Origin of the sequence: Shinella sp. WSC3-e (genome assembly GCF_945994535.1) — a bacterium.
Classification (GTDB): Bacteria; Pseudomonadota; Alphaproteobacteria; order Rhizobiales; family Rhizobiaceae; genus Shinella; species Shinella yambaruensis.
In genome coordinates, this window is the sequence record NZ_OZ000532.1 from 153,210 (window position 1) to 172,258 (window position 19,049).

Genomic DNA, 19,049 nt, shown 5'->3' on the forward strand with positions numbered 1-19,049 from the left:
TCTATGTCTCCTCTCTTTCAGCGGGCGTGGCGCCGGAGGCCCAGACGGGCACGGCGGACGCAAAGCCCGAAACCAGGTCATTGTCGGCCCGGTCGGCGCCGGAGAGCAGCCAGAGCGGGCGGTTCGAATAGTTCACCAGGACCTGCTCTTCCATGCAGGCCCGGTTGGCCGGATGCGCAGGCTCCCGCACGAAGCGGCTCGTCGCCGGCATCAGCCGGATCACGTAAAGCGGCTCCGCATCCTCAAGGCCGCAAAGCGCCTCGGGACCCATCGCCGCCAGCGGAACGGCCCGCGGAATAGGATCTTCTCCGGCGACAGGCACGAGCACAACGGCGCCGGCGAGCGGCGCCACCGGCCAGTACCGGCCTTCCCTGCGCGCATCCAGAAACGCGCGATATCGACCGGCCTCTGTGAACAGTTCGCTGTCCCAGAGGATTATATCGGCCCCGAGCACGCTCCTCGCCGCGTCCACGACGAGGTCGCTCTCGCACAGTTCGAGGAAGGCCCAGGGGTCGGTCAAGGCGATGCCGTGGCCCCAGGGATTGTGGATGCCCGACAGTCTCTCCTGGCGGATCGACGCCTTGCGGCCGACGATCCTGGCGACGGCCTCGCGCACCGGCAGTCGCGCCGGTGTCAGCGGGACCCGGCCGGCCAGGTCGAGATGGTCGGGAATCGCCACGGTCATGCCGGCACGGTCACGCAACGGCCACGGCCGTAATGCCGCTCGTCGACCGCGCCGTTTTCATAGACGACCTCGCCGCGGGCGACCGTCATCACCGGCCAGCCCTTCAGGGTCCAGCCCTCGTAGATGCAGGTGCCCTTGCCGGTGTGCTCGACCGTGCGCTCCTCATCAAGATCGACCAGAACGAGGTCCGCATCGAAGCCGACATCGATATGGCCCTTGCGCGGCCAGAGGCCGAAGCGGCGGGCCGGATTGAACGAGTTGAGCTCGACCAGGCGGCTGAGCGGCAGCCCGCGCTGGTGCACGCCGAAGTGCAGCATCAGCGACAGTTCCCAGGGGAAGCTGACGACACCGGGGAACTCCGTCCAGAGATCCTCGAGCTTCTTGGGCAGGAACGGCACATGGTCGGTGCCCAGGCTGTAGACCGAGCCGTTGAGCATGCCGGCCCACAGGCCCTCGAGTTCGTTGCGGTCGCGCAGCGGCGGCGAGATCTTGGCGCGCATGTCGAGATCGTCGTCGTAGCAGGTGCGCGTCAGGTAATGCGGGCAGGTTTCCACCGTGACATGGATGCCGCGGGCCTGCGCTTCGGCGGCGAGGACCGGCCCCATGCCGACCGATGTGTGCACGAGATGCAGCGAGCAACCGGTCTTCTCGGCCAGGAAGATCATGCGCCGGATCGTTTCGACCTCGCAGAAGGCCGGGCGCGATTCCGTGTAGGCGCCGAGGTCCTGGCGGCCGGTCGCGGCGATCTCCTTCTTGATCCACGAGGCGATCTGGGTGTTCTCGCAATGCACGTTGATCACCGCGCCGGGGATCTTCGACAGGATGCGCATGGCGGCGTAGACCCAGCCGTCGGTCGCCGGGACGATGCCGATCGGGTTGTCGGGCTCATAGCCGAAATAGCATTTGAAGGACTTCACGCCGGTCTTGGCGACGATTTCAGGGATTTCGGCGATGTGCTCCTCGCGCTGGATGCCGAAGTGGAAGCCGAAATCGATAACCGCATTCTCCTCCCCCAGCGCCTTGCGCTCCTCGTAGAAGGGCAGGTAGGATTCCTTCAGATTGCGGATGTAGAGCAGCGCCGTCGTTACGCCACCGGAGGCGGCGGCGGCCGTCTCGGTCCGCATGTCCTCCGGGAAGGGGAACTTCACACCGAGATGGCAATGCGGGTCGATCAGGCCCGGCATCAGGACCCGGCCCCCGGCATCGATGGTGCGGGTGGCTTCCGGCAGGACCTCGTCCGCCCCGGTCAGCACGATCTTGCCGTCCTTGACGGCGACCCCGCCGAAATATTCGCCGTCGTGGCGAACCACGCGGGCGTTCTTGATGACGAGATCCGCCTTCATTGCTTTTGCTCCAATATGCCTTCGATACGCCGGCTGATGCCGGTCCACTGGCTGCGCCCAACGGTGATCGGCGCGCGCGCGCCCATGCCCCGGGCCCAGATCGCCTTCAGCCCGAGTTCACCGGCCGCCTCGCGGTCGATCGTGCCGGGCGGGGCCGCCACATCCACCAGAAGCGCATGCTTGGGCAGCAGTTCGAGCTGCGCACGCTCCATCAGGCGCTTCGGAACGCTGCCGATGACGATATCCATCCGGGGCAGGTAGTCCGGCAGCTCCTCCAATGTCAGCGACTGCGCGCCGGCCGCATAGGCCGCGGCCCGCTGCACCGGGTTTCGCGCCGCGACATGGACATGGGCACCGAGCGCCACCAGCGTGTTGGTCAGCAACGAGCCGATGGTGCCCTGTCCCACGAGCATGACGTTCGACTTGTGGATGGTGATCTGCGTGTTCTCGATGATCACCTTGAGCACACCCTCGACGATGGCGGGGCCGCGCAGCAGCATCAGATCGACATCCCACTCATATTCGTGCAGCGTGATGCCGAGCGCCTCGCAATGCCCCTTCAGATTAGCGTCGGCCCAGCCGAGGATGATGTGGCCCGGCTTGTTCATGCCCGCGAGCATGTCGCGCGTCGGGATGATCTTCTCGGGGCACTTCGGCGCGAACAGCGCGCCCTCCGCCGTGATGCCGGGGATCGGGAAGAGGGCGATGTCGGCCCCCTTCAGCGCGTCGGCCGCGTCCTTAGCGTGGTAGACGCCCTCGATGCCCTCGTCCGGCCAGGGGAAACCATAGGCCCGAACGGTCGCGCCGGCCCGCAGGGCACAGCGGGCAATCTCCTGCTCGCGGGCATCCCCGGCGACGACCGCGATGACGGTGTTCTTCCAGCTCATTTCGCCCTCACCTTCTCGATCACCTGCTCCTTGCTCATCCCTGCTATGCCCATCGCCTCGGCGGTACGGCCGCCCTCGCGATAGTTGGCGCCGACCGCGATCTGCGCCAGGCTGTAGAGGGAATGGGCCACCGGCGTCTCGACGCCGCCGATCCGCGCAAATTCAAGGAACGGCAGCAGGCCGTGACCGAAATCCTCCTTGTAGTAGCGGTATTCCAGGGAGTCGGGTCCCTTGATGCGCTTGTTGGCTTCGCCGCCGGCAATTGCCGCCCGGTAGTCGCTGGTGTCGACCACATCCGCCTCTACCGTGCCGAGAAGCTTCATCTCCTCGATCAGGTTCGGCAGGTCGTGCCCGAAAGCCCTGGCGACCGCCAGCCGTTCCTCGTCGAGCTGCTTCATGACGCGGGCAACGCCGGGGGTCATGGCATCGACATAGAAGGTGAAGTTGCCACCCGTCGCCTCCACCCATGCGGCCGCCAGCACTGCGCCCGGCGGATGCAGGACCATGTTGACGTTGGAAAGGTCCGAGGCGATGACATCGGCAACGGGATCGAGGCCCGGAAAGAGCTTGCCGGCGATCTCCAGAACCTCCGCCCCACCCTTCAGGGCGGCCGCCTTGAGCCGCTTGGCCCGGCCGGAAACCGTCACGCCGTCCGGGCGATACTTGCGCGCCACATAGGTCAGCGTCGAGAACTCGACCACGGCCGGCGCCGCACGCCCGCTGCGCGCGAAGGTTTGCGCAAACTCCAGGGCGCCGCCGGTATGGCCCGGATTGAGGATGACGGGGCTGGACGAGGGCCAGCCTGCGGCCGCGAGCGCCGCGGCAATCGGCGAATGCGAAAAGGTCGGCAGTGCCACCACCGCGACATCGACCCCCGCGATCGCCGCCTTGAGGTCGGTGGTGATCAGCGCCGGCTTGGCGACACCCTCGCCGAGCTTGCCTTCATGGGCAACGCCGCCGAGTTTGATATGCGGCTCCAGCGTTTCGGCCGATCTCGCCCAGAAATGCACGTCGTGCCCGGCCTGGACCAGCTCCGCAACCGAAGCCGCCCCACCGGCGCCTGCACCTAGTACTGTTACCTTCATTCTGTCCTCCCGGGGGAAAGCGTGGGCAAGACCACCTGTCCCCATTCCCGGAGCGGGCTTAAGGTCCCGGCTCCACTGGTTGCTCCTCAACAACTTTGATCACACTTTATGATCACAGATAGAATTGTCAAGCAGAAGAATATGCTTTCGCATGCTCAATTCGCCCGATCGGTGAAGGCTGCTTGCCCCGCCGGGCGAGAACCATGCGCCCGTCTTATCCGGACGGATGCTCGCCGGCGCCCACACCGGGTTTCGCACTGAATCCGTCGCGAATGAGCAGATTTATCGGCTCCCGCACACCCAGCGTGATCCGCTTCACCGACTTCCTTCCGGAATATTGTTTCTACGGCATCATCCAGCGGCACGCCCTTTCGGCGCGATCCGCGATGCAGGGGGCCGAGAAGTCCAACACCACCATCATGAACGGCAGCTTTATGGTATCCCCTGCAGCGCACGGTGCCCGGAACGAGACCACCCGTCGGACCTTCGACGGCAGCGCACCATTGCTGCGCGGCCACCCTTCAGCCAGGCCGACAGGCCGAGCTTCGACATGCCGCCCCAAAGCGCCCGCTTCCGACAAGGCAGACTTCAGGGCAGCCTCTCGGCCGCAGCTTGCCCCGGCCGGCGCCGAACGCCGGCCAGACAGGCCCCGGCTCAGTTTCCTTCGTCGTAGAGCGTCGTGGTCGTCTCGACATTCCCGTGGTGGAGACCGGCCCGCACCACCGCGGCGGCGGCCAGTTCGCGGGCCTTGGCGCGGATCGCCGCCTCGTCGACGCCCTGCACCTTGCCGTCGGCATAAAGTGCCTTGCCGTCCACCCAGGTCTGCGTGATCGACGCGGTGGATGCGGAGAAGACCAGCGCCTGCAACGGATCGTAGAACGGCGTCCACTCGATATGGTCGAGGTCGAAGAGAATGAAATCCGCCTTCTTGCCCACTTCGAGCGAGCCGATTTCATCGTCCCACATCAGGGCCCGCGCCCCTTCGATGGTGGCGGCGCGCAGCGCCTCGCGCGCGGTGAAGACGTCGGGCTTCAACCGCGCATCCTTGAACATCCCGGCCACGACCAGCATCTGCCGCATGAGGTTCATGTTGCCAGCCGCCGACACGCCATCGGTCCCAAGCCCGACCTTGACGCCGGCCTTGACCATTTCGGGATATTTGCCGATGGACGTCGCGCCCTTGCCGAGCTTGAAGGAAGAGCACGGGCAGAAGGCGACGCTCGCGCCCCGCTCCGCCAGCAGCCTGACCTCCTCGTCCGATACCGCCGCACCATGGGCGATGACGAGATTCTTGCGGATGCCGCCGGCCTGGTCGACCCGGGTGATCGGCCAGCAGCCATATTTGCTCTCGCAGACCCTGGCCTCCTCGATCGAGGTCGCCAGGTGGTAGGTCGTGCCGACGCCCAGCTTCTCGGCCAGCGTGACGGCGCCGACATGCAGTTCGAGGCTGCACGGCTCCTTGCCCTCGATGTTCACCCAGCAGCGGGCGCGGCCGTCGAGCGTGTTGTTGTAGCGTGTGACGCATTCCTCCAGCACCTTCAGCGCCGTCTGCGCGTCCGGGAAGAAATGATGCTCGGCCATTTCCTCGGTCCAGCCACGCGGCAGCTCGGCCGGCCGGTTGTCCGCGGCATGGCGGCCGGTAATGCCGCGCATGCCGGTCTTTTCCATCGCCCGGATGACGATCCCGGGATCGTATTGCGAGCCCATGTCGAGGAAGCAGGTCGTGCCGCATCGGAGCATCTCCGTGATGCCGAGCAGCGCGCCCCAATATTCGTCCTCTTCCGTGATGAAAGCGTAGAAGGGCTTGGCCCAGTGGAAGACCCAGGCGCGCGTGTTAAGATTGTCGGGGAAGACCGCGCGCGAAAGCGTTTCCGACAGATGGACGTGGCTGTCGACGAAGCCCGGGCACATGCCCAGCATCCTGCCGTCGATCACCTTGTCGAAAACCCCGCCCTGGTGGCGCGCCTTGACTTCATCCGCCGCTCCGATGTCGGCGATGCAGTCGTTCTCGATCACCACGCTGGCATTGCGCAGCACCGTGTCGTCCTTGTCGACCGTGAAAGCGAAGTTCAGATTTTCAATCAGCGTACGCATGCGGCTCCACCCAATGCTTCAACACGTTTCCCTCCCGATCGCCCGCCGCGCGAGATGGCGGGCGACACTCATGGCGGCCGGGCAGGACACCGGCCCGGCCGCCGTAGCGCCCTCAGGCGACGGCCTGTGCCTTCACGCCCTGCCTGGCGGTGCCGCAGACGATGAGCTTGTCCGTGTTCGTGTAGTCGGACAGGAGTTCCGATCCGTTCGACGTCACAAGCAGCATGTCCTTGTTCTGCATGCCAAAGCCGTAGCCGGTGTTGTAGCAGAGCGGCTCGAAACCGAGGACCATGTTTTCCTCCAGCGGCGCGTCGCTGCCCGGCTTGCCGAGCACCGGCGTGAGGCCGAGATAGGGATCCTCATGGAGATGAAGGCCGATTCCGTGGCCGACGAAGGAGATCGGCGGCAGGTCGAGCTTGGCGAGCTTGGCGATGAACGCGTCGTAGATCGCGCGGCAGCTGGCACCCGGCTTCACCTTCTCCATGATCTCGTACTTGCATTCCACCAGATGGGTCCAGATCTTGTCGGCCATGGGCGGCGCTTCGCCGACGATGGCCGTCCGGCAGACGCCGGCCTGGTAGCCGTCGATGACGGAGAAGATTTCCACGCGGCAGACATCCCCGCGCTTGAGGATGCGGTCGGACGGGCCGACATTCGGCAGCACGCTACGCTCGCCGGTGGCGACGATGAGGAGCTTGAAATGCTCCGCGCCAAGCGAATAGACGTTGCGCGTCAGGTGCCCGGCAATATCCATTTCGCTGTCGCCCGCATCCACCTCCGCCAGCGCGTCGGCAATGGCCTGGTCGGCGATGCGCGACAGTCTGCTGAGCAGCGTGATCTCCTCGGCCGTCTTGATCTGGCGCAGCCGCGCGAGGATCGGCTCGGCGTGCTCGAAGCGCGCGCCGGGCATCGCCGCGATCAGGCGGGCGAAGTCGCCGGCAGGCAGATAGTCCATCTCGAGGCCGATGCGCGCCGCCGCAAGGCCAAGACCGGAGAGCTGGTCCGCAAGGACCAGCATCGGGTCATCGGAAAACTCCGCCCAGATGCGTGACGGCACGTCGGGCATGCGCCGCTTGATCGTCGACGCTTCCATATCGACACCGAAAATGGCGCTGCGCCCGTCGGCGGTGACGATCGTCATCGCGTGGCGATGGCGTATCAGCGGTTGCGACGGAACGACGAAGCCTGCCGTATAGGCAAAGTTCTCAGGCGAGGAGCAAATGATGGCATCGAGCCCATGCTCCGCCATGGCCCTGACCTGTTTTGCAACGATTTCTGCCCGCATGTTCTTTCCTCTCTCCTTGCGTTTGCTGGCGGACGCTCAGTCGCGAACGCGATATTTCTCGACCTTGGCAAGATCGACATCGATGCCCATGCCAGGCCCCGTCGGCACGACGATCGCGCCATCGACGAACTGCATCGGCTCGACCAGAAGGTCGTCCTTGTAGTAGATGCCGCCAACCTGGCCATGCTGCGCCTCGGCCGGCGTCGATACGGGAATGACGCAGGACAAGGTCACCGCCGGTGACGCGGCGGCGAGCTGGACATTGGCGAGGTTGCCAATGCCGGTCTCGATCGATCCGTTGACGTTGCAGAGGATGCCGGCGGCCCGGCAGACCGCGCCCACCTCCATCGCCTTGTAGAGGCCGCCCGCCTTTGTCGTGTAGATCGAGACGATCTGGATACCGCCATTCTGGACGATCTGGATGGAATCATGGGCATTCCAGGCCGATTCGTCGGCCATGACCGGCGCGTCGATCCGGCGCCCGACCTCGGCGATCCGCTCGATGCCCATCACCGGCTGCTCGACATATTTGAGCCCGTTCTTCTCCATCTTGCGCACGGTCTGCACGGCCTCGCCCGGCGTCTTGTAGCCCTCGTTGGCATCGACGCAGATCTCGACCGCATCGCCGGCGACCTCCCGCACGGCATCGACCATGGCAACGTCCCGCGCCGGATCGACGCCGATCTTCACCTTGATCGTCCTGACGCCTTCCGCGACCAGCTTGGCGACCTCGGACCGCGCCTCTTCGATGGAGATCAGGCCGATGGAATGGGTGACCGGCACCCGTTCACGCGCCTTGCCGCCGAGCAGGGTGTGCACGGGAACGTTCAGCCAGCGGCCGGCAAGATCATAGGCCGCAAACTCGACCGCAGCCTTCGAATAGGGATAACCACGGATGATCGCATCCATCCGGGCATGCAGTTCCGCGAAATTGCCGAGTTCCAGCCCGATGACCGCGGGCGCGAGATAGGTGTCGATGACCGCGCGGGTGATCATGGCGGATTCGCCGAAATAGCGGCCGAATTCCCCGCCCCAGTCCTTGAGCGCCGGCGCCTCGCCCCATCCGACCCGGCCGTCGCTATCGGTCATCCTGACCATGACGTAGCGGCCGATGACCTCGGTGAGGCCCGCCCACTTGTGCTCGCGCCGCGTGGGCAATTGGACAATCAATGTTTCGATGGACTTGATCGTTGGCACTGGCTCCACCTTCTCCTTGTCGTCGCAGACATCTCGTTGTAAAATGCGATCATCTATTGTGATCACACTTTATGATCATGATTTGGAATGTCAAGGATGGCCGGATCGATTTTTTGCACCGGCAGGCGGGAGGGAAAACATGATCGTCGAAGCGACCAACTACTTCGCCAGGGAGGGCCTGGCCGACGCGGTGCTCGAGCAGCGCCGCAAGGCAAGCGAGATCAGGCGCGGGCTCGGGCTCGAGCCAGGGCTGATCCTCGTCAAGCTGGAAGGAGACGGTCCCGATGTCCGCTGGGAGTGCAGGTTCGCGTCCAGAGCAGCATATGAAGCCGACCGGGCAGCCAGGGCCGCGTCCCCCGACTTCGAGGAAGCACGCAGAGCCATGCATCGCCTGCTGGCAAAGTTCGAACGGCACGTCAGCCAGGAAGCCGACGCGGTGCAGAACCGCTGAGATCCTCGCCTCTGCACCGGAGAGCGCCATTTTGAGTGACGGCGTGTAAACCCGCAAAGACGGGTGCAGATATCGCCGTCCGTTGCTTTGCCCGTCCACCCTGAAGGACATGCCGCATCGTCCAGCGCCGAATGCACGCCTCCAAAGAGCTGCCCATGACAAAATTATCGCTTCCTCATCTGTCACGACAGGCAGGCATGCTTCGGCGATCGCACTTGCCGCCGAAGCACTGAGGCCGGTGCGGTATCCACGGCAAGCCGGTCGTCCCATGCAAATCTGGCCAGTTCAGCAACGGCCTTCGAGGAGAGGGCGGGCCCTTCGCACGGAAACTTCTTCGAAGGCCAAAAGCACCCATCCGTAAAGCGCGAGCGAGCAGCATCGCTTCGTCCTCACCGCAGGCGGTCAGCCGTTCGGCGACAGAGCCACATTTCTGGGTTTCGCGAGATTGCCGGCACCCGGTCCAGACAAGCCCTAAGCGCTTACAATATTTCAGCTTTTTTAACACCCAGCCGGGTAATCTGCGGCAGTCTCACAGGAGACGCTGAAGAGAGCACGCAGACTAGTCCATGGCAAACAACTAGAGTGTGCGAGCGGTTTAACCGTTTTTTTCCCGTCAAAACAACACCGCTCGCAAAATCTCCACAATGCCGGATAAGCTTGCCTTATCGGTCGTTGTGTTCATTATGAAGCAATGAGCCGAATCGACGACCGCAACAGCGAACTTCATCCTCCGCAGACCTCTGCACCGCCGCACAGCGCGCCGGCCGTCGACGGCATGGCCACCGCCGTTGCCGCGCCGTCCGCCTCCCCTGCCCTGCCGGCCCACCTGCAGGACCTCACCGAACGCGCCCGATCCTATGTCGAGGCCGCCAGCGCCGCCAACACGCGAAAGGCCTACGCCTCCGACTGGAAGCACTTTTCCGCCTGGTGCCGCCGGCAGAACGTTTCCCCCTTCCCTGCCGACCCGCAGGTCGTCGGCCTCTACATCACCGCCTGCGCCTCCGGCACGGCAGAGCGCGGCGGCAAGCCGAAGACCGTCTCCACCATCGAGCGGCGCCTTGCCGCGATCGGCTGGAACTGCGCGCAGCGCGGCCAGCCCCTCGACCGCAAGGACCGCGCCATCGCCACGGTCATGGCCGGCATCCGCAACCGCCATGCCGCCCCGCCGCGCCAGAAGGAGGCCCTGCTTCCCGAGGACCTCATCGCCATGCTGGAGACGCTCGACCGCGGCACGCTGCGGGGCCTGCGCGACCGGGCCATGCTGCTCGTCGGCTTTGCCGGGGGCCTGCGCCGTTCGGAGATCGTCGGCCTCGACCTTGGCCGCGACCAGAGCGAGGACGGACGCGGCTGGATCGAGATCTTCGACAAGGGCGCGCTGGTGACGCTGCGCGGCAAGACGGGCTGGCGCGAGGTCGAGATCGGCCGAGGTTCCTCCGATGCCACCTGTCCCGTCGCCGCGCTGGAAACCTGGATCCGCTTTGCCAAGATCGCCCGCGGCCCCCTCTTCCGCCGCGTGACGGGCCGGGGCAAGGCCGTCGGTCCGGACCGGCTCAACGACCAGGAGGTGGCGCGCCTCGTCAAGAAGGCGGCGCTTTGCGCCGGGGTGCGCGGCGACCTGCCGGAGGCCGAGCGGATGCAGGCCTTCGCCGGCCACTCGCTGCGCGCCGGGCTCGCCTCCTCGGCCGAGGTCGACGAGCGCCATGTCCAGAAGCATCTCGGCCACGCCTCGGCCGAGATGACCCGCCGCTACCAGCGCCGCCGAGACCGCTTCCGCGTCAACCTCACAAAGGCCGCCGGGCTTTAGCCGAGGGCCGGCCCGGTTCGAAGCCGGTTCCTCAGAGACTGTGCAAGCTCGGTTTTATGAGCCTCCTATCGCCGGCATTAGGGCGGTGGCTAGAACCGGCCAGGAAGACCCCTGCCCTCTCGGCGAGACGGGTAACGTCCCTGCGCCATCAGTTGACGGATGGGCCGCACGACAGAGAAGGGCTTGCGCGCGTCGCGGGGACGGGGCCAGTATCGTCGGGGCCGGCTGGGGAGGGTTCCATGGTGCGACGGTTCACTGCAGCGATCTCGTCCCTTATCCTCGCCATGGCCATTCCGGCCCAATCGAGCGTACCAAAAGGCTGGTTTCTGCATGAAGACCAAGCGCCGACGCTGACCCTAGCCTATTATGACCCCTCCTCCGGCGACGTGGTGTTCGCCGTGACCTGCACTGGCCAAACGTCGATGGAGCAACGCCTTGTCGATCTGTTGCACGGTGGTTTCACGCTGGCCTCGGACGGACAAGAGATGCGGACATTCTCGACGACCGGGCAGGATCCCGTGCATGTTCGCAACCTCACCGAGGCATGCCGAGGCTAGCACAATTTTAGCAAATGTATGGCCTAGCCGGCATTCTCGACTGGCACCGCCTTGCCATTCGCGCGCAGCAGCGCCATGAGCATGGGGCCGAGCGAGAACTCGCCGCGTGCCGCTTTCCGTGTCAGGTCACGCAGATAGCCGCCGGGCGAACTGATATGCCCCGCCCTTTCGAGAATGCAGGCGATCGCGACGGCCGCGTTTTCGGGTCCCATGGTTTCGCAGGCCTCCTGATAGGCTGATGGGCTGACCCCGAGCATCGAGCGGACGACCACGGCGGCCGCCATCAGGTCCCGCCAGCGGGAAATTGCCCCGTCCGGTCCGTACATCCCTATTTCCGGGCACGCCCGCAGCACCATGCCCAACGGGAATGCCCTGCCCGGTTCGGCTGGACGCTCCCGGTTGGAAACCGACGGTTCGCCCTGCTCTTTTTCAGAGCTAGGTTCAAGTTCATGGATGGAGTCGGATTTTGAATTTTGTATATGCTGACGGTATTCGACATCATTGGTGTCGGATTTTTTCGAAATAAGCTGATCTTCCAGCATGTTGACGATCTCATCGCGCAACAGGGCCAATTCGTCGAGGCATCCTTCCAGCTCGGTTGCCTGTTTTGCGAAACGCAGCCGGGCGACAGCCGCCACATAGTGATCCTCGATGAGGCTCCAGTCGCCGGCAGCCCCCTCCTCCATCGCCGCGGAGATCAGCTTGCGGATATCCCGACGCGTGATGGAGATGCGTTCCCGGACGATCTTCTGGTGCCGGCGCTCCTCAGCCACCTGCTGGGCCATCCGTGCAAGCTCTTCCGAGCGCGCGAGCAAGGGCGCCAGGCTGAAGCCATAGGCGGTCTCGATCACGCCATCCCTCCCCTTTCGCGCGTAGCGCTTGCCATTGGGGCTGTCCTGGCGGTTGATGAGGCCCGCCTGAACGAGGAGCGACAGGTTCTCACGAAGGGTCGTGCCGGCAATGCCGTTTGCCCGTGCCGAGAGCTGCGCGTTGGAAGGAAAGACGATCAGATTGGCGTCCTCCTTCAATTCCACCTCGGGATGGAACGATAAAAGCGCGTTGAGAACGGCTAGCGCCCGGTCGCGCAGGCCCATCAGGGAACGCGCATCGCAGGCGTCACGATAGATCTTCCACTTGTCGGCGGATTTCCCGCGTTTGATATTGGCCGCCTCGAACTGGTTTTTCACCAGCGCAAGCGTCATCGGCCGCCGCCCGAAGGGCGTCGTCACATATCCACTCTGCATTTCCTTCACCTTCCAAAAGGCAAAAGAAATCCGCTCACCAAAAAGGGTGCCAAAGACTCTTGACTGTGATTCGTGGAAATGCGATTCTCGGGGTGCTTAGTTCTGAGAGAGGCTTCCACGTGGGCAACCGCTTGGGGGCCTTTTTCTTTTGCTGTTCAGTCTCCCTTGTTTTCCTCGTCCAGGAACTGCGCATAGAGCGAGTCCAGATTGCGCGAAAGAAAGTCACCGAAACGGGCGGCATTCTTCGCCTTCATCGACAGCGAAAAGACCTTGCCGCTGTTCTTGATCTCCGCCAGCACAGTCTTGTCCTGCGGCTCCCACTTGGCCTTGGTCGAAGCGGGCTCGGCCTTCCGGACCGGGCGTGTGCTCTTGTTCAGCGCGGCATAGAGCGCCAGGAAGCGCTCGTCCGGCGCCAGCGCCTGAAAGTCGGCGTCACGGACGATGCCGCGCACCTTGTCATTGTTGGATGCCTTGCCGGCGAGGAGCGAAAGCTCAACCCAGCGTTCCCGCCCGATGCCCGGCGCCGCACCGATCGCGCGGATGATGTCGGCCGGGATGCGCTCAGTGACGGACATCATCTTGGAGATCGCTGCCGCATTGGCGGCCAGTGCCGAGGCAATGACCTCCCGGTCATAACCGAGATCCTCCAGGCGCCGCGCGAAGAGCGCCCGCTCGATGAAGGTCAGGTTGGCGCGCGCGGAGTTTTCCTGGCCCTGCGCGATGACGTGAGTGCGGTCGTCGATCGACTTGACGACTGCCTTGACCTTGCGGCCGAGCTCCCGCGCCGCCCGCAACCGCCGGTGACCGAAGACGACCTGGTAGCGCCCGGCCGCCGTCGCATGGGGCCGCACGAGGATCGGCGTGTCCTGGCCCCGTTCGCGGATTGCCTCGACGAGCTCTCGGAAATCGTCATTGTCCTGCGCCAGGCGATCCTGCACAAAGGAATCGTCGATCAGGTCCGGATCGAACTCGACGACCGCTTCCCCTTCGAGGAAGCGGTCCGCCTGCTTGGCAAGCTCGTCGAGCGAGCGGACAAGCGACTTGCCGGCGCCCCGCATGGGATAGGAAGCGGCGACGGTGCTGTCGTCGGTCAGGGCCGCCAGGCCTTCGAGGAGATTCTTTCTTGCCATCTTGTCAGTTCCGATAGGCCTCAGCCTATTGTTTTTCCTTCAATAAATACCGATTTTGTCAGCCGACAAATCAGCGCCCCCACGAACGGTGGATAAGATCTGTGATTTCCTCATTGACGGCGTCGAGCGATTCCAGCGCGCGGTCATAGGTTGCGCGATTCATGGCGGCGCGTTCGACCTCGTAGAGCGTCTGCTTGGTGATGCCGGCATCGGAGACGGCCGTGGATTTCACCATCTGGTTCTTCAGCATGAACTCGTGGAACATGGTCGACATGAAGCCGACCATCTGCGCCTGCGGCACATCCATCGGCTCGTAGCGGGTGATGAGGTAGCGGTACCAGGAAAGATTGACCTCGGCCCCGGCCGCGCGGATCGGCTTCAGAATGCCGCCCAGCATCAGCAGGAACTGGCCCATCGACATGACGTCCAGCATCTGCGGATGGATGGTGATGAGCACGCTGGTCGCGGCCGTCAGAGCCGTCAGCGTCAGGTAGCCGAGCTGCGGCGGGCAGTCGATCACCACGACATCGTACTTGTCGTCCACCTCCGCCAGCGCCCGCGAGATGCGGGTGAAGAAGGTCTTGCCCTCGTTCGACGATTTGTCCGCCATGGCAAGCGGCGTGTCGTATTCGTATTCCTGCAGGTCGAGATTGGCCGGAACGATATCGAGCCCGGGGAAATTGGTCGGCCGGATGATATCGGCAAGAGCCTTCTTCTCCCCATCATAGCGGATGGCATCGTAGATCGACGCCACCTGGTCGAGCTCCGGCTGAAAGCCGTGCAGGGAGGAGAGCGAGGCCTGCGGGTCGAGATCGACCGCCAGCACCCGATGCCCGGTCAGGGCGAGATATTGCGCCAGATGCGCCGCGGTCGTCGTCTTGCCGGAACCGCCCTTGAAGTTGACGACGGCAACCACCTGCAGCTTCTCGCCATTGCGGCGATGCGGCACATACATGCGGCTTTCCGAACGGCCGTGCTGGTCGAGATACTGGCGCAGCTCCAGCATCTGCCCGGCCGTATAGGAGCGGCGGCCGGAAGGCGAGGTCTGCGGGGAGGGGCCTTTGCCGTCGAGATGCAGTTTCTTCAAGGTGCTCTGCGAAACACCGACATAGTTCGCAACCTCGGCCAGCGAAAACGGCCGCAAGGTCTTCCTTGCATTCGGCGGGAATCGTTGCACGCTGAGCAGATGCAGCTTCTTCGAGATCAGATCGCCCTGTTCGAGGATTTGGTCCTCGAAATTCACGGGGTTGTGCACCGAAGCGCTGGGATTAGCGTTCATGAACGGTCATTCTCTCAGATAACGATTTTCAGCCGTAAAAGGCTACATAAGCGTGATTATGTGCGATTCTCTAGGGGGGGCAAGGTTTTTAAGGTTAACAACCTGCCAGCCGGCTGACATGAAACGGCAGCGAGAAGCTAACACCTTGCCGCAGCTTTGCTTTTTCACCCAGCCGCAGGCGACCGCCGCGCGCCTTCCGATGCTTCGCGGCGCCCTTGCGTCATGGTCGCGCCGGCGGCCGACGATCCGGGCGGCCGAATCGCGTTTCATCCTGCCATCCGCGTCGCATTCCGCCCATGCCTTGCGACAATGGAAGGCCCATCGACAGATTTGTCGGGATCAGGCCTTGTTGGAGACAGGGATTCGATGATGCATTCATGCGAAAACCCGCGGCAGGCGCGAGGCCTGCCGGGCGAAGCACGGACCGGTTCGAGGAGCCCGCGATACAATGAGCAAGTCCAACTACAAGGACATTGCCCGCCTTGCCGGGGTCGGCACCGCGACGGTGGAGCGGGTATTGAACGGGCGTGGCGGCGTGCGCCCCGAACTGACCGAGAAGGTGGTGATCGCCGCCCGCAGCCTCAACTATCCCCGCACGCTGCCCGATGCGCATCGCGGCTTGCTGCGCATCGAAGTCCTGATGGTCCGTCCCGAGACGACGTTCTACCGGCGCCTGTCCAAGGCGTTCGAGCGCATCGCCGCGACACTGGATCCCTTGGTCGTGGTGCATCGCAGCTTTACCGAGGAGATGAACCCGGAGCAGATCGCGCGCCATATCCGCTCGACTGACCTGCCGCGCGCGGGCCTCATCCTCGCCGTGCCCAACAGCCCGCTCATCAAGGCGGCGGTGGAGGCGGTGGCGGCCCAGGGCGTGCCCGTCGTACATGTCGTCACCCGCGCCTCGGAAAAGACCGGCGCCTTCGTTGGCATCGACAACCAGGCCGCCGGGCGGACGGCCGCCTGGTTCATCGGCCGTATGGCCCGGGCAGAAGGCCCCGTCGTCGCCCTCTGCCATCCGATCTATCAGGTGCACCGCGACCGCATCCGCGGCTTTTCCGATTATTTCGCCGCCCATCCCGGCCCGATCGCCTTCGAATGGCTCGGCTTCACCCGGGATGAGGAGCATTTCAGCGCGGAGACCCTTGCCATCGCGTTGGAGAAATATCCCGGTCTCGTCGGCCTCTACAATGCCGGAGGGGCCAATTCCGCGCTGATCAGCGTGCTGCGTCGCCATCCACGGGGCAGGGACATCCTGTTCGTCGGGCACGAGCTGACCGATTATACCCGCGCGGCGCTCAGCGAGGGCATCATGGATGTCGTTCTCGACCAGGCGCCGGAAGCACAGGCCCAGCGCGCGCTCGATCTCGTCCTGCGCCGCATCGGCCTGACGGATGTCGAACCAGACCCAAGCCCCATCCGCTTCATCACCATCACCGCCGAGGGCCTCTGATCTGATTTGATCAAAGAACCCTTCGGCATTCCGGCGAGCTCTTGATAATTTCCAAGTCGGGAGGAAAGCCGGCATTGCGCAAGGCGCAACGCGGCGAGCGGCGCGGCATGCGCTCCTTCCAACAGGGAAATTCCGCGGGTGCCGATGCACCCGCACGTCCGAGGGAGAGCGCAATGGACGATCTGCAATACGGAACGCGCAACAAGCGCGGGGACTGGGCGCCGAACCAGCCGGTGGAAACCGCGCCGCTGTTTACCTTTCCGCCCCGCTTCCTGGCGATCCTCAAGTGGTTGCCGCACTATTTCTTTCCGTGGAACGCCATCTTCGCGGCCTCTGCCGTCGCCTACTGGGCCTGGGTGATCCCGCCGGTTGAGACGATGCAGACCCTCGGCATCGGCTGGGCCGCCTGGCTCTATGCGGTGAATGCGGTTTGCGTTCTTCTCTTCTACGGCGCCTTCGAACTGCATCTCTATGTGCTGAAGCGGCAGGAAAACCGCTTCAAGTACAACGGAAAATTCCCCGCCGACCAGAAGAACAAGGCCTTCTGGTTCGAGAGCCAGAACCTCGACAACATCCTGCGCACGTTCCTTTCGGGCGTCACCATCTGGACGGCGATCGAGGTCGCCATGCTCTGGGCCTATGCCAATGGCTATGCGCCCTGGCTGAGCTTTGCCGAAAATCCGTGGACGCTGGCACTCGTCGCCCTTGTGGTGCCGATCATCCACGAGTTCCACTTCTTCTGCATCCACCGGCTCATCCACACGCCGTTCCTCTACAAGTGGGTGCATTCGGTCCACCACAATTCGGTGAACCCGTCGCCCTGGTCGTCACTGTCGATGCATCCGGTCGAGCACCTGCTCTATCTCGGCACCGCCTTCTACCACCTGATCCTGCCGTCGAACCCCGTCCTGATGCTCTACCAGCTCCACTATGCCGGCTTCGGCGCCATCCCCGGCCATGTCGGCTTCGACAAGGTGGAGGTCGGCGAAGAGACGCTGGTCGACAGCCATGCCTATGCGCACTACCTGCACCACAAATATTTCGAGGTGAACTACGGCGACGCCCTGATCCCGCTCGATAAATGGTTCGGCACCTGGCACGACGGCTCGGCGGAAGGCGAGGCCCGCATGCAGGAGCGCTACCGCAGGCGCAAGGAAAAGCTCGCCGCCCGCAAGGCCCGCGCTGAAGTCCAGGGAGCCGCCGAATGACCTGGGTTCAAGCCTGCAAGCTCACCGATATCGAACAGGAAGGCGCCATCCGCTTCGATCATGGCGGCCGCACCTACGCGATCTACCGCGCGCCGGACGACAGCGTCTATTGCACCGCTGGCCTGTGCACCCACGAGGCGATCCATCTTGCCGAAGGGCTGGTCATGGATTTCGAGGTGGAATGTCCCAAGCATTCCGGCGCCTTCGACTATCGCACCGGCGAGGCCCTGCGCCTGCCGGCCTGCGAGAACCTGAAAACCTATCCCGCCGAGGTGATCGACGGAGAGGTTCGCGTCGCCCTCGGCTAGGGCGGCGTGCCGACAAGCGGGCCCGTCGGGCCTCCGGAGTGCGAGCGGGTGGACCGGCACCCACATTGGGAGGATACCATGAAATCCATGTGCCTGGCGGCCGCTCTGGCCGCCTTGATGGGAAGTGCTGCCGCAGCCGAGACGATCGGCGTCTCGATGCAGAGTTTCGACAACAACTTCCAGACCCTCTTGCGCGAGGGGATCGGCGCGCGGGCCGCCGAGATCAATGGCGTCAATGTCCAGATCGAGGACGCCCAGACCGACATTTCCAAGCAGCTCAACCAGGTGAACAACTTCATCGCCGCAGGGGTGGACGCGATCATCATGACGCTGACGGACACCTCCGCCGCCCCCGGCATCAGCGAGGCCGCCGAAAAAGCCGGCATCCCGCTCGTCTATCTCAATCTCGAGCCCGACAATGTCGGCGCGCTACCGCAAAAGCAGGCCTATGTCGGATCCAAGGAGACCGATTCCGGCGAACTTGGCGCAGAGGCCGCCTGTTCCCTGCTGAAGGAAAAGGGCAAGGCGAGCGATGCGCAGGTCTACATCCTGATGGGCGACCTTGCCCACCAGGCCTCGCGCGACCGTACCTCCTCGTTCAAGGACGCGCTGGCCGCCAGCGACTGCAAGGGTGTCACCATCGCTGACGAACAGTCCGGCGCCTGGACGCGCACCAATGCCATGGACCTGACGACCAACTGGATCACCGCCGGTCGGCCCATCGATGTGGTTTTCGCCAACAATGACGAAATGGCGATCGGCGCGATCCAGGCCCTCAAGGCAGCGGGCGTCTCCATGGACGACGTGATCGTCATCGGCATCGACGCGACGCAGGACGGTCTTGCCGCCATGGCGGCGGGCGACCTCGACGCGACCGTGTTCCAGAATGCCAAGGGCCAGTCGGCAAGCGCGGTGGATACCGCGGTGGCGCTGGTGCGCGGCGAGGCGATCGAAAAGCAGGTCTGGGTGCCCTTCGAGCTCGTCACGCCGAAAAACATGGCCGACTACGCCAGCCGGAACTGATCCTCCCCGACCGGCGCCC

Annotated in this window: 17 protein-coding genes; 7 read left to right on the forward strand and 10 right to left on the reverse strand. The window is 64.2% G+C overall.

Annotated features, from left to right (window positions below; genetic code table 11):
• Position 1 precedes the first annotated feature (1 nt).
• From AABF56_RS27455 to AABF56_RS27485, 7 genes are all read right to left on the reverse strand, one after another.
• Positions 2-703 carry a resolvase gene (locus tag AABF56_RS27455; RefSeq protein ID WP_338341925.1) on the reverse strand — a complete coding sequence of 234 codons (702 nt, stop codon included), beginning with the start codon at positions 701-703 and terminating at the stop codon, positions 2-4.
• The gene (locus AABF56_RS27460; protein WP_272808257.1) at positions 682-2,028 is read right to left on the reverse strand and encodes a dihydroorotase; all 1,347 of its coding nucleotides are present in this window, start codon (positions 2,026-2,028) and stop codon (positions 682-684) included. Before AABF56_RS27460 ends, AABF56_RS27455 begins: the two co-directional genes overlap by 22 nt.
• Positions 2,025-2,915, reverse strand: coding sequence for a dipicolinate synthase subunit DpsA (locus AABF56_RS27465; RefSeq protein ID WP_272808258.1), 891 nt, complete (start codon positions 2,913-2,915; stop codon positions 2,025-2,027). Before AABF56_RS27465 ends, AABF56_RS27460 begins: the two co-directional genes overlap by 4 nt.
• Positions 2,912-4,000 carry an NAD/NADP octopine/nopaline dehydrogenase family protein gene (locus tag AABF56_RS27470; RefSeq protein ID WP_272808259.1) on the reverse strand — a complete coding sequence of 363 codons (1,089 nt, stop codon included), beginning with the start codon at positions 3,998-4,000 and terminating at the stop codon, positions 2,912-2,914. The genes AABF56_RS27465 and AABF56_RS27470 overlap by 4 nt, the downstream gene beginning before the upstream one ends.
• Before the next feature lie 654 nt (positions 4,001-4,654).
• Entirely contained in the window at positions 4,655-6,094 is a 1,440-nt protein-coding gene (locus tag AABF56_RS27475; protein WP_272808260.1) for an amidohydrolase family protein, read from the reverse strand.
• 112 nt (positions 6,095-6,206) lie between these two features.
• Positions 6,207-7,379 (reverse strand): M24 family metallopeptidase, encoded by a 1,173-nt coding sequence (locus AABF56_RS27480; RefSeq protein ID WP_272808261.1) that lies wholly within the window; start codon positions 7,377-7,379, stop codon positions 6,207-6,209.
• 36 nt (positions 7,380-7,415) lie between these two features.
• Positions 7,416-8,576 carry a mandelate racemase/muconate lactonizing enzyme family protein gene (locus AABF56_RS27485; protein ID WP_244770668.1) on the reverse strand — a complete coding sequence of 387 codons (1,161 nt, stop codon included), beginning with the start codon at positions 8,574-8,576 and terminating at the stop codon, positions 7,416-7,418.
• A 139-nt stretch (positions 8,577-8,715) separates the two neighbouring features.
• Between AABF56_RS27485 and AABF56_RS27490 the strand changes: the two genes are divergently transcribed.
• From AABF56_RS27490 to AABF56_RS27500, 3 genes are all read left to right on the forward strand, one after another.
• Positions 8,716-9,027 carry a hypothetical protein gene (locus AABF56_RS27490; RefSeq protein ID WP_272808262.1) on the forward strand — a complete coding sequence of 104 codons (312 nt, stop codon included), beginning with the start codon at positions 8,716-8,718 and terminating at the stop codon, positions 9,025-9,027.
• Between the two features lie 691 nt (positions 9,028-9,718).
• A complete protein-coding gene (locus AABF56_RS27495; protein WP_272808263.1) occupies positions 9,719-10,831 on the forward strand; it encodes a tyrosine-type recombinase/integrase in 1,113 nt (370 codons plus the stop codon).
• Between the two features lie 239 nt (positions 10,832-11,070).
• Complete coding sequence (locus AABF56_RS27500; protein WP_272808264.1) at positions 11,071-11,388, forward strand: hypothetical protein; 318 nt, start codon at positions 11,071-11,073, stop codon at positions 11,386-11,388.
• A gap of 23 nt (positions 11,389-11,411) precedes the next feature.
• On the opposite strand, the gene repC is transcribed toward AABF56_RS27500, so the two are convergent.
• The 3 genes from repC to repA form a co-directional block, all read right to left on the reverse strand.
• Positions 11,412-12,632, reverse strand: a complete 1,221-nt coding sequence (gene repC, locus AABF56_RS27505; protein WP_272808449.1) for a plasmid replication protein RepC — start codon at positions 12,630-12,632, stop codon at positions 11,412-11,414.
• Between the two features lie 155 nt (positions 12,633-12,787).
• The gene (gene repB, locus AABF56_RS27510) at positions 12,788-13,762 is read right to left on the reverse strand and encodes a plasmid partitioning protein RepB (protein ID WP_272808265.1); all 975 of its coding nucleotides are present in this window, start codon (positions 13,760-13,762) and stop codon (positions 12,788-12,790) included.
• A 70-nt stretch (positions 13,763-13,832) separates the two neighbouring features.
• Positions 13,833-15,041, reverse strand: a complete 1,209-nt coding sequence (repA, locus tag AABF56_RS27515) for a plasmid partitioning protein RepA (protein ID WP_272808266.1) — start codon at positions 15,039-15,041, stop codon at positions 13,833-13,835.
• Positions 15,042-15,489: 448 nt separating this feature from the next.
• Between repA and AABF56_RS27520 the strand changes: the two genes are divergently transcribed.
• The 4 genes from AABF56_RS27520 to AABF56_RS27535 all read left to right on the forward strand — a co-directional run bounded on the left by AABF56_RS27520 (position 15,490) and on the right by AABF56_RS27535 (position 19,030).
• Positions 15,490-16,491 carry a LacI family DNA-binding transcriptional regulator gene (locus tag AABF56_RS27520; RefSeq protein ID WP_272808267.1) on the forward strand — a complete coding sequence of 334 codons (1,002 nt, stop codon included), beginning with the start codon at positions 15,490-15,492 and terminating at the stop codon, positions 16,489-16,491.
• 173 nt (positions 16,492-16,664) lie between these two features.
• On the forward strand, positions 16,665-17,699 hold the full coding sequence (locus tag AABF56_RS27525; protein ID WP_272808268.1) for a sterol desaturase family protein: 1,035 nt from the start codon (positions 16,665-16,667) through the stop codon (positions 17,697-17,699).
• Positions 17,696-18,007, forward strand: a complete 312-nt coding sequence (locus AABF56_RS27530) for a MocE family 2Fe-2S type ferredoxin (protein ID WP_064333906.1) — start codon at positions 17,696-17,698, stop codon at positions 18,005-18,007. Before AABF56_RS27525 ends, AABF56_RS27530 begins: the two co-directional genes overlap by 4 nt.
• A gap of 78 nt (positions 18,008-18,085) precedes the next feature.
• Positions 18,086-19,030: a substrate-binding domain-containing protein gene (locus AABF56_RS27535; RefSeq protein WP_272808269.1), complete on the forward strand. Its 945-nt coding sequence runs from the start codon at positions 18,086-18,088 to the stop codon at positions 19,028-19,030.
• Positions 19,031-19,049 lie beyond the last annotated feature (19 nt).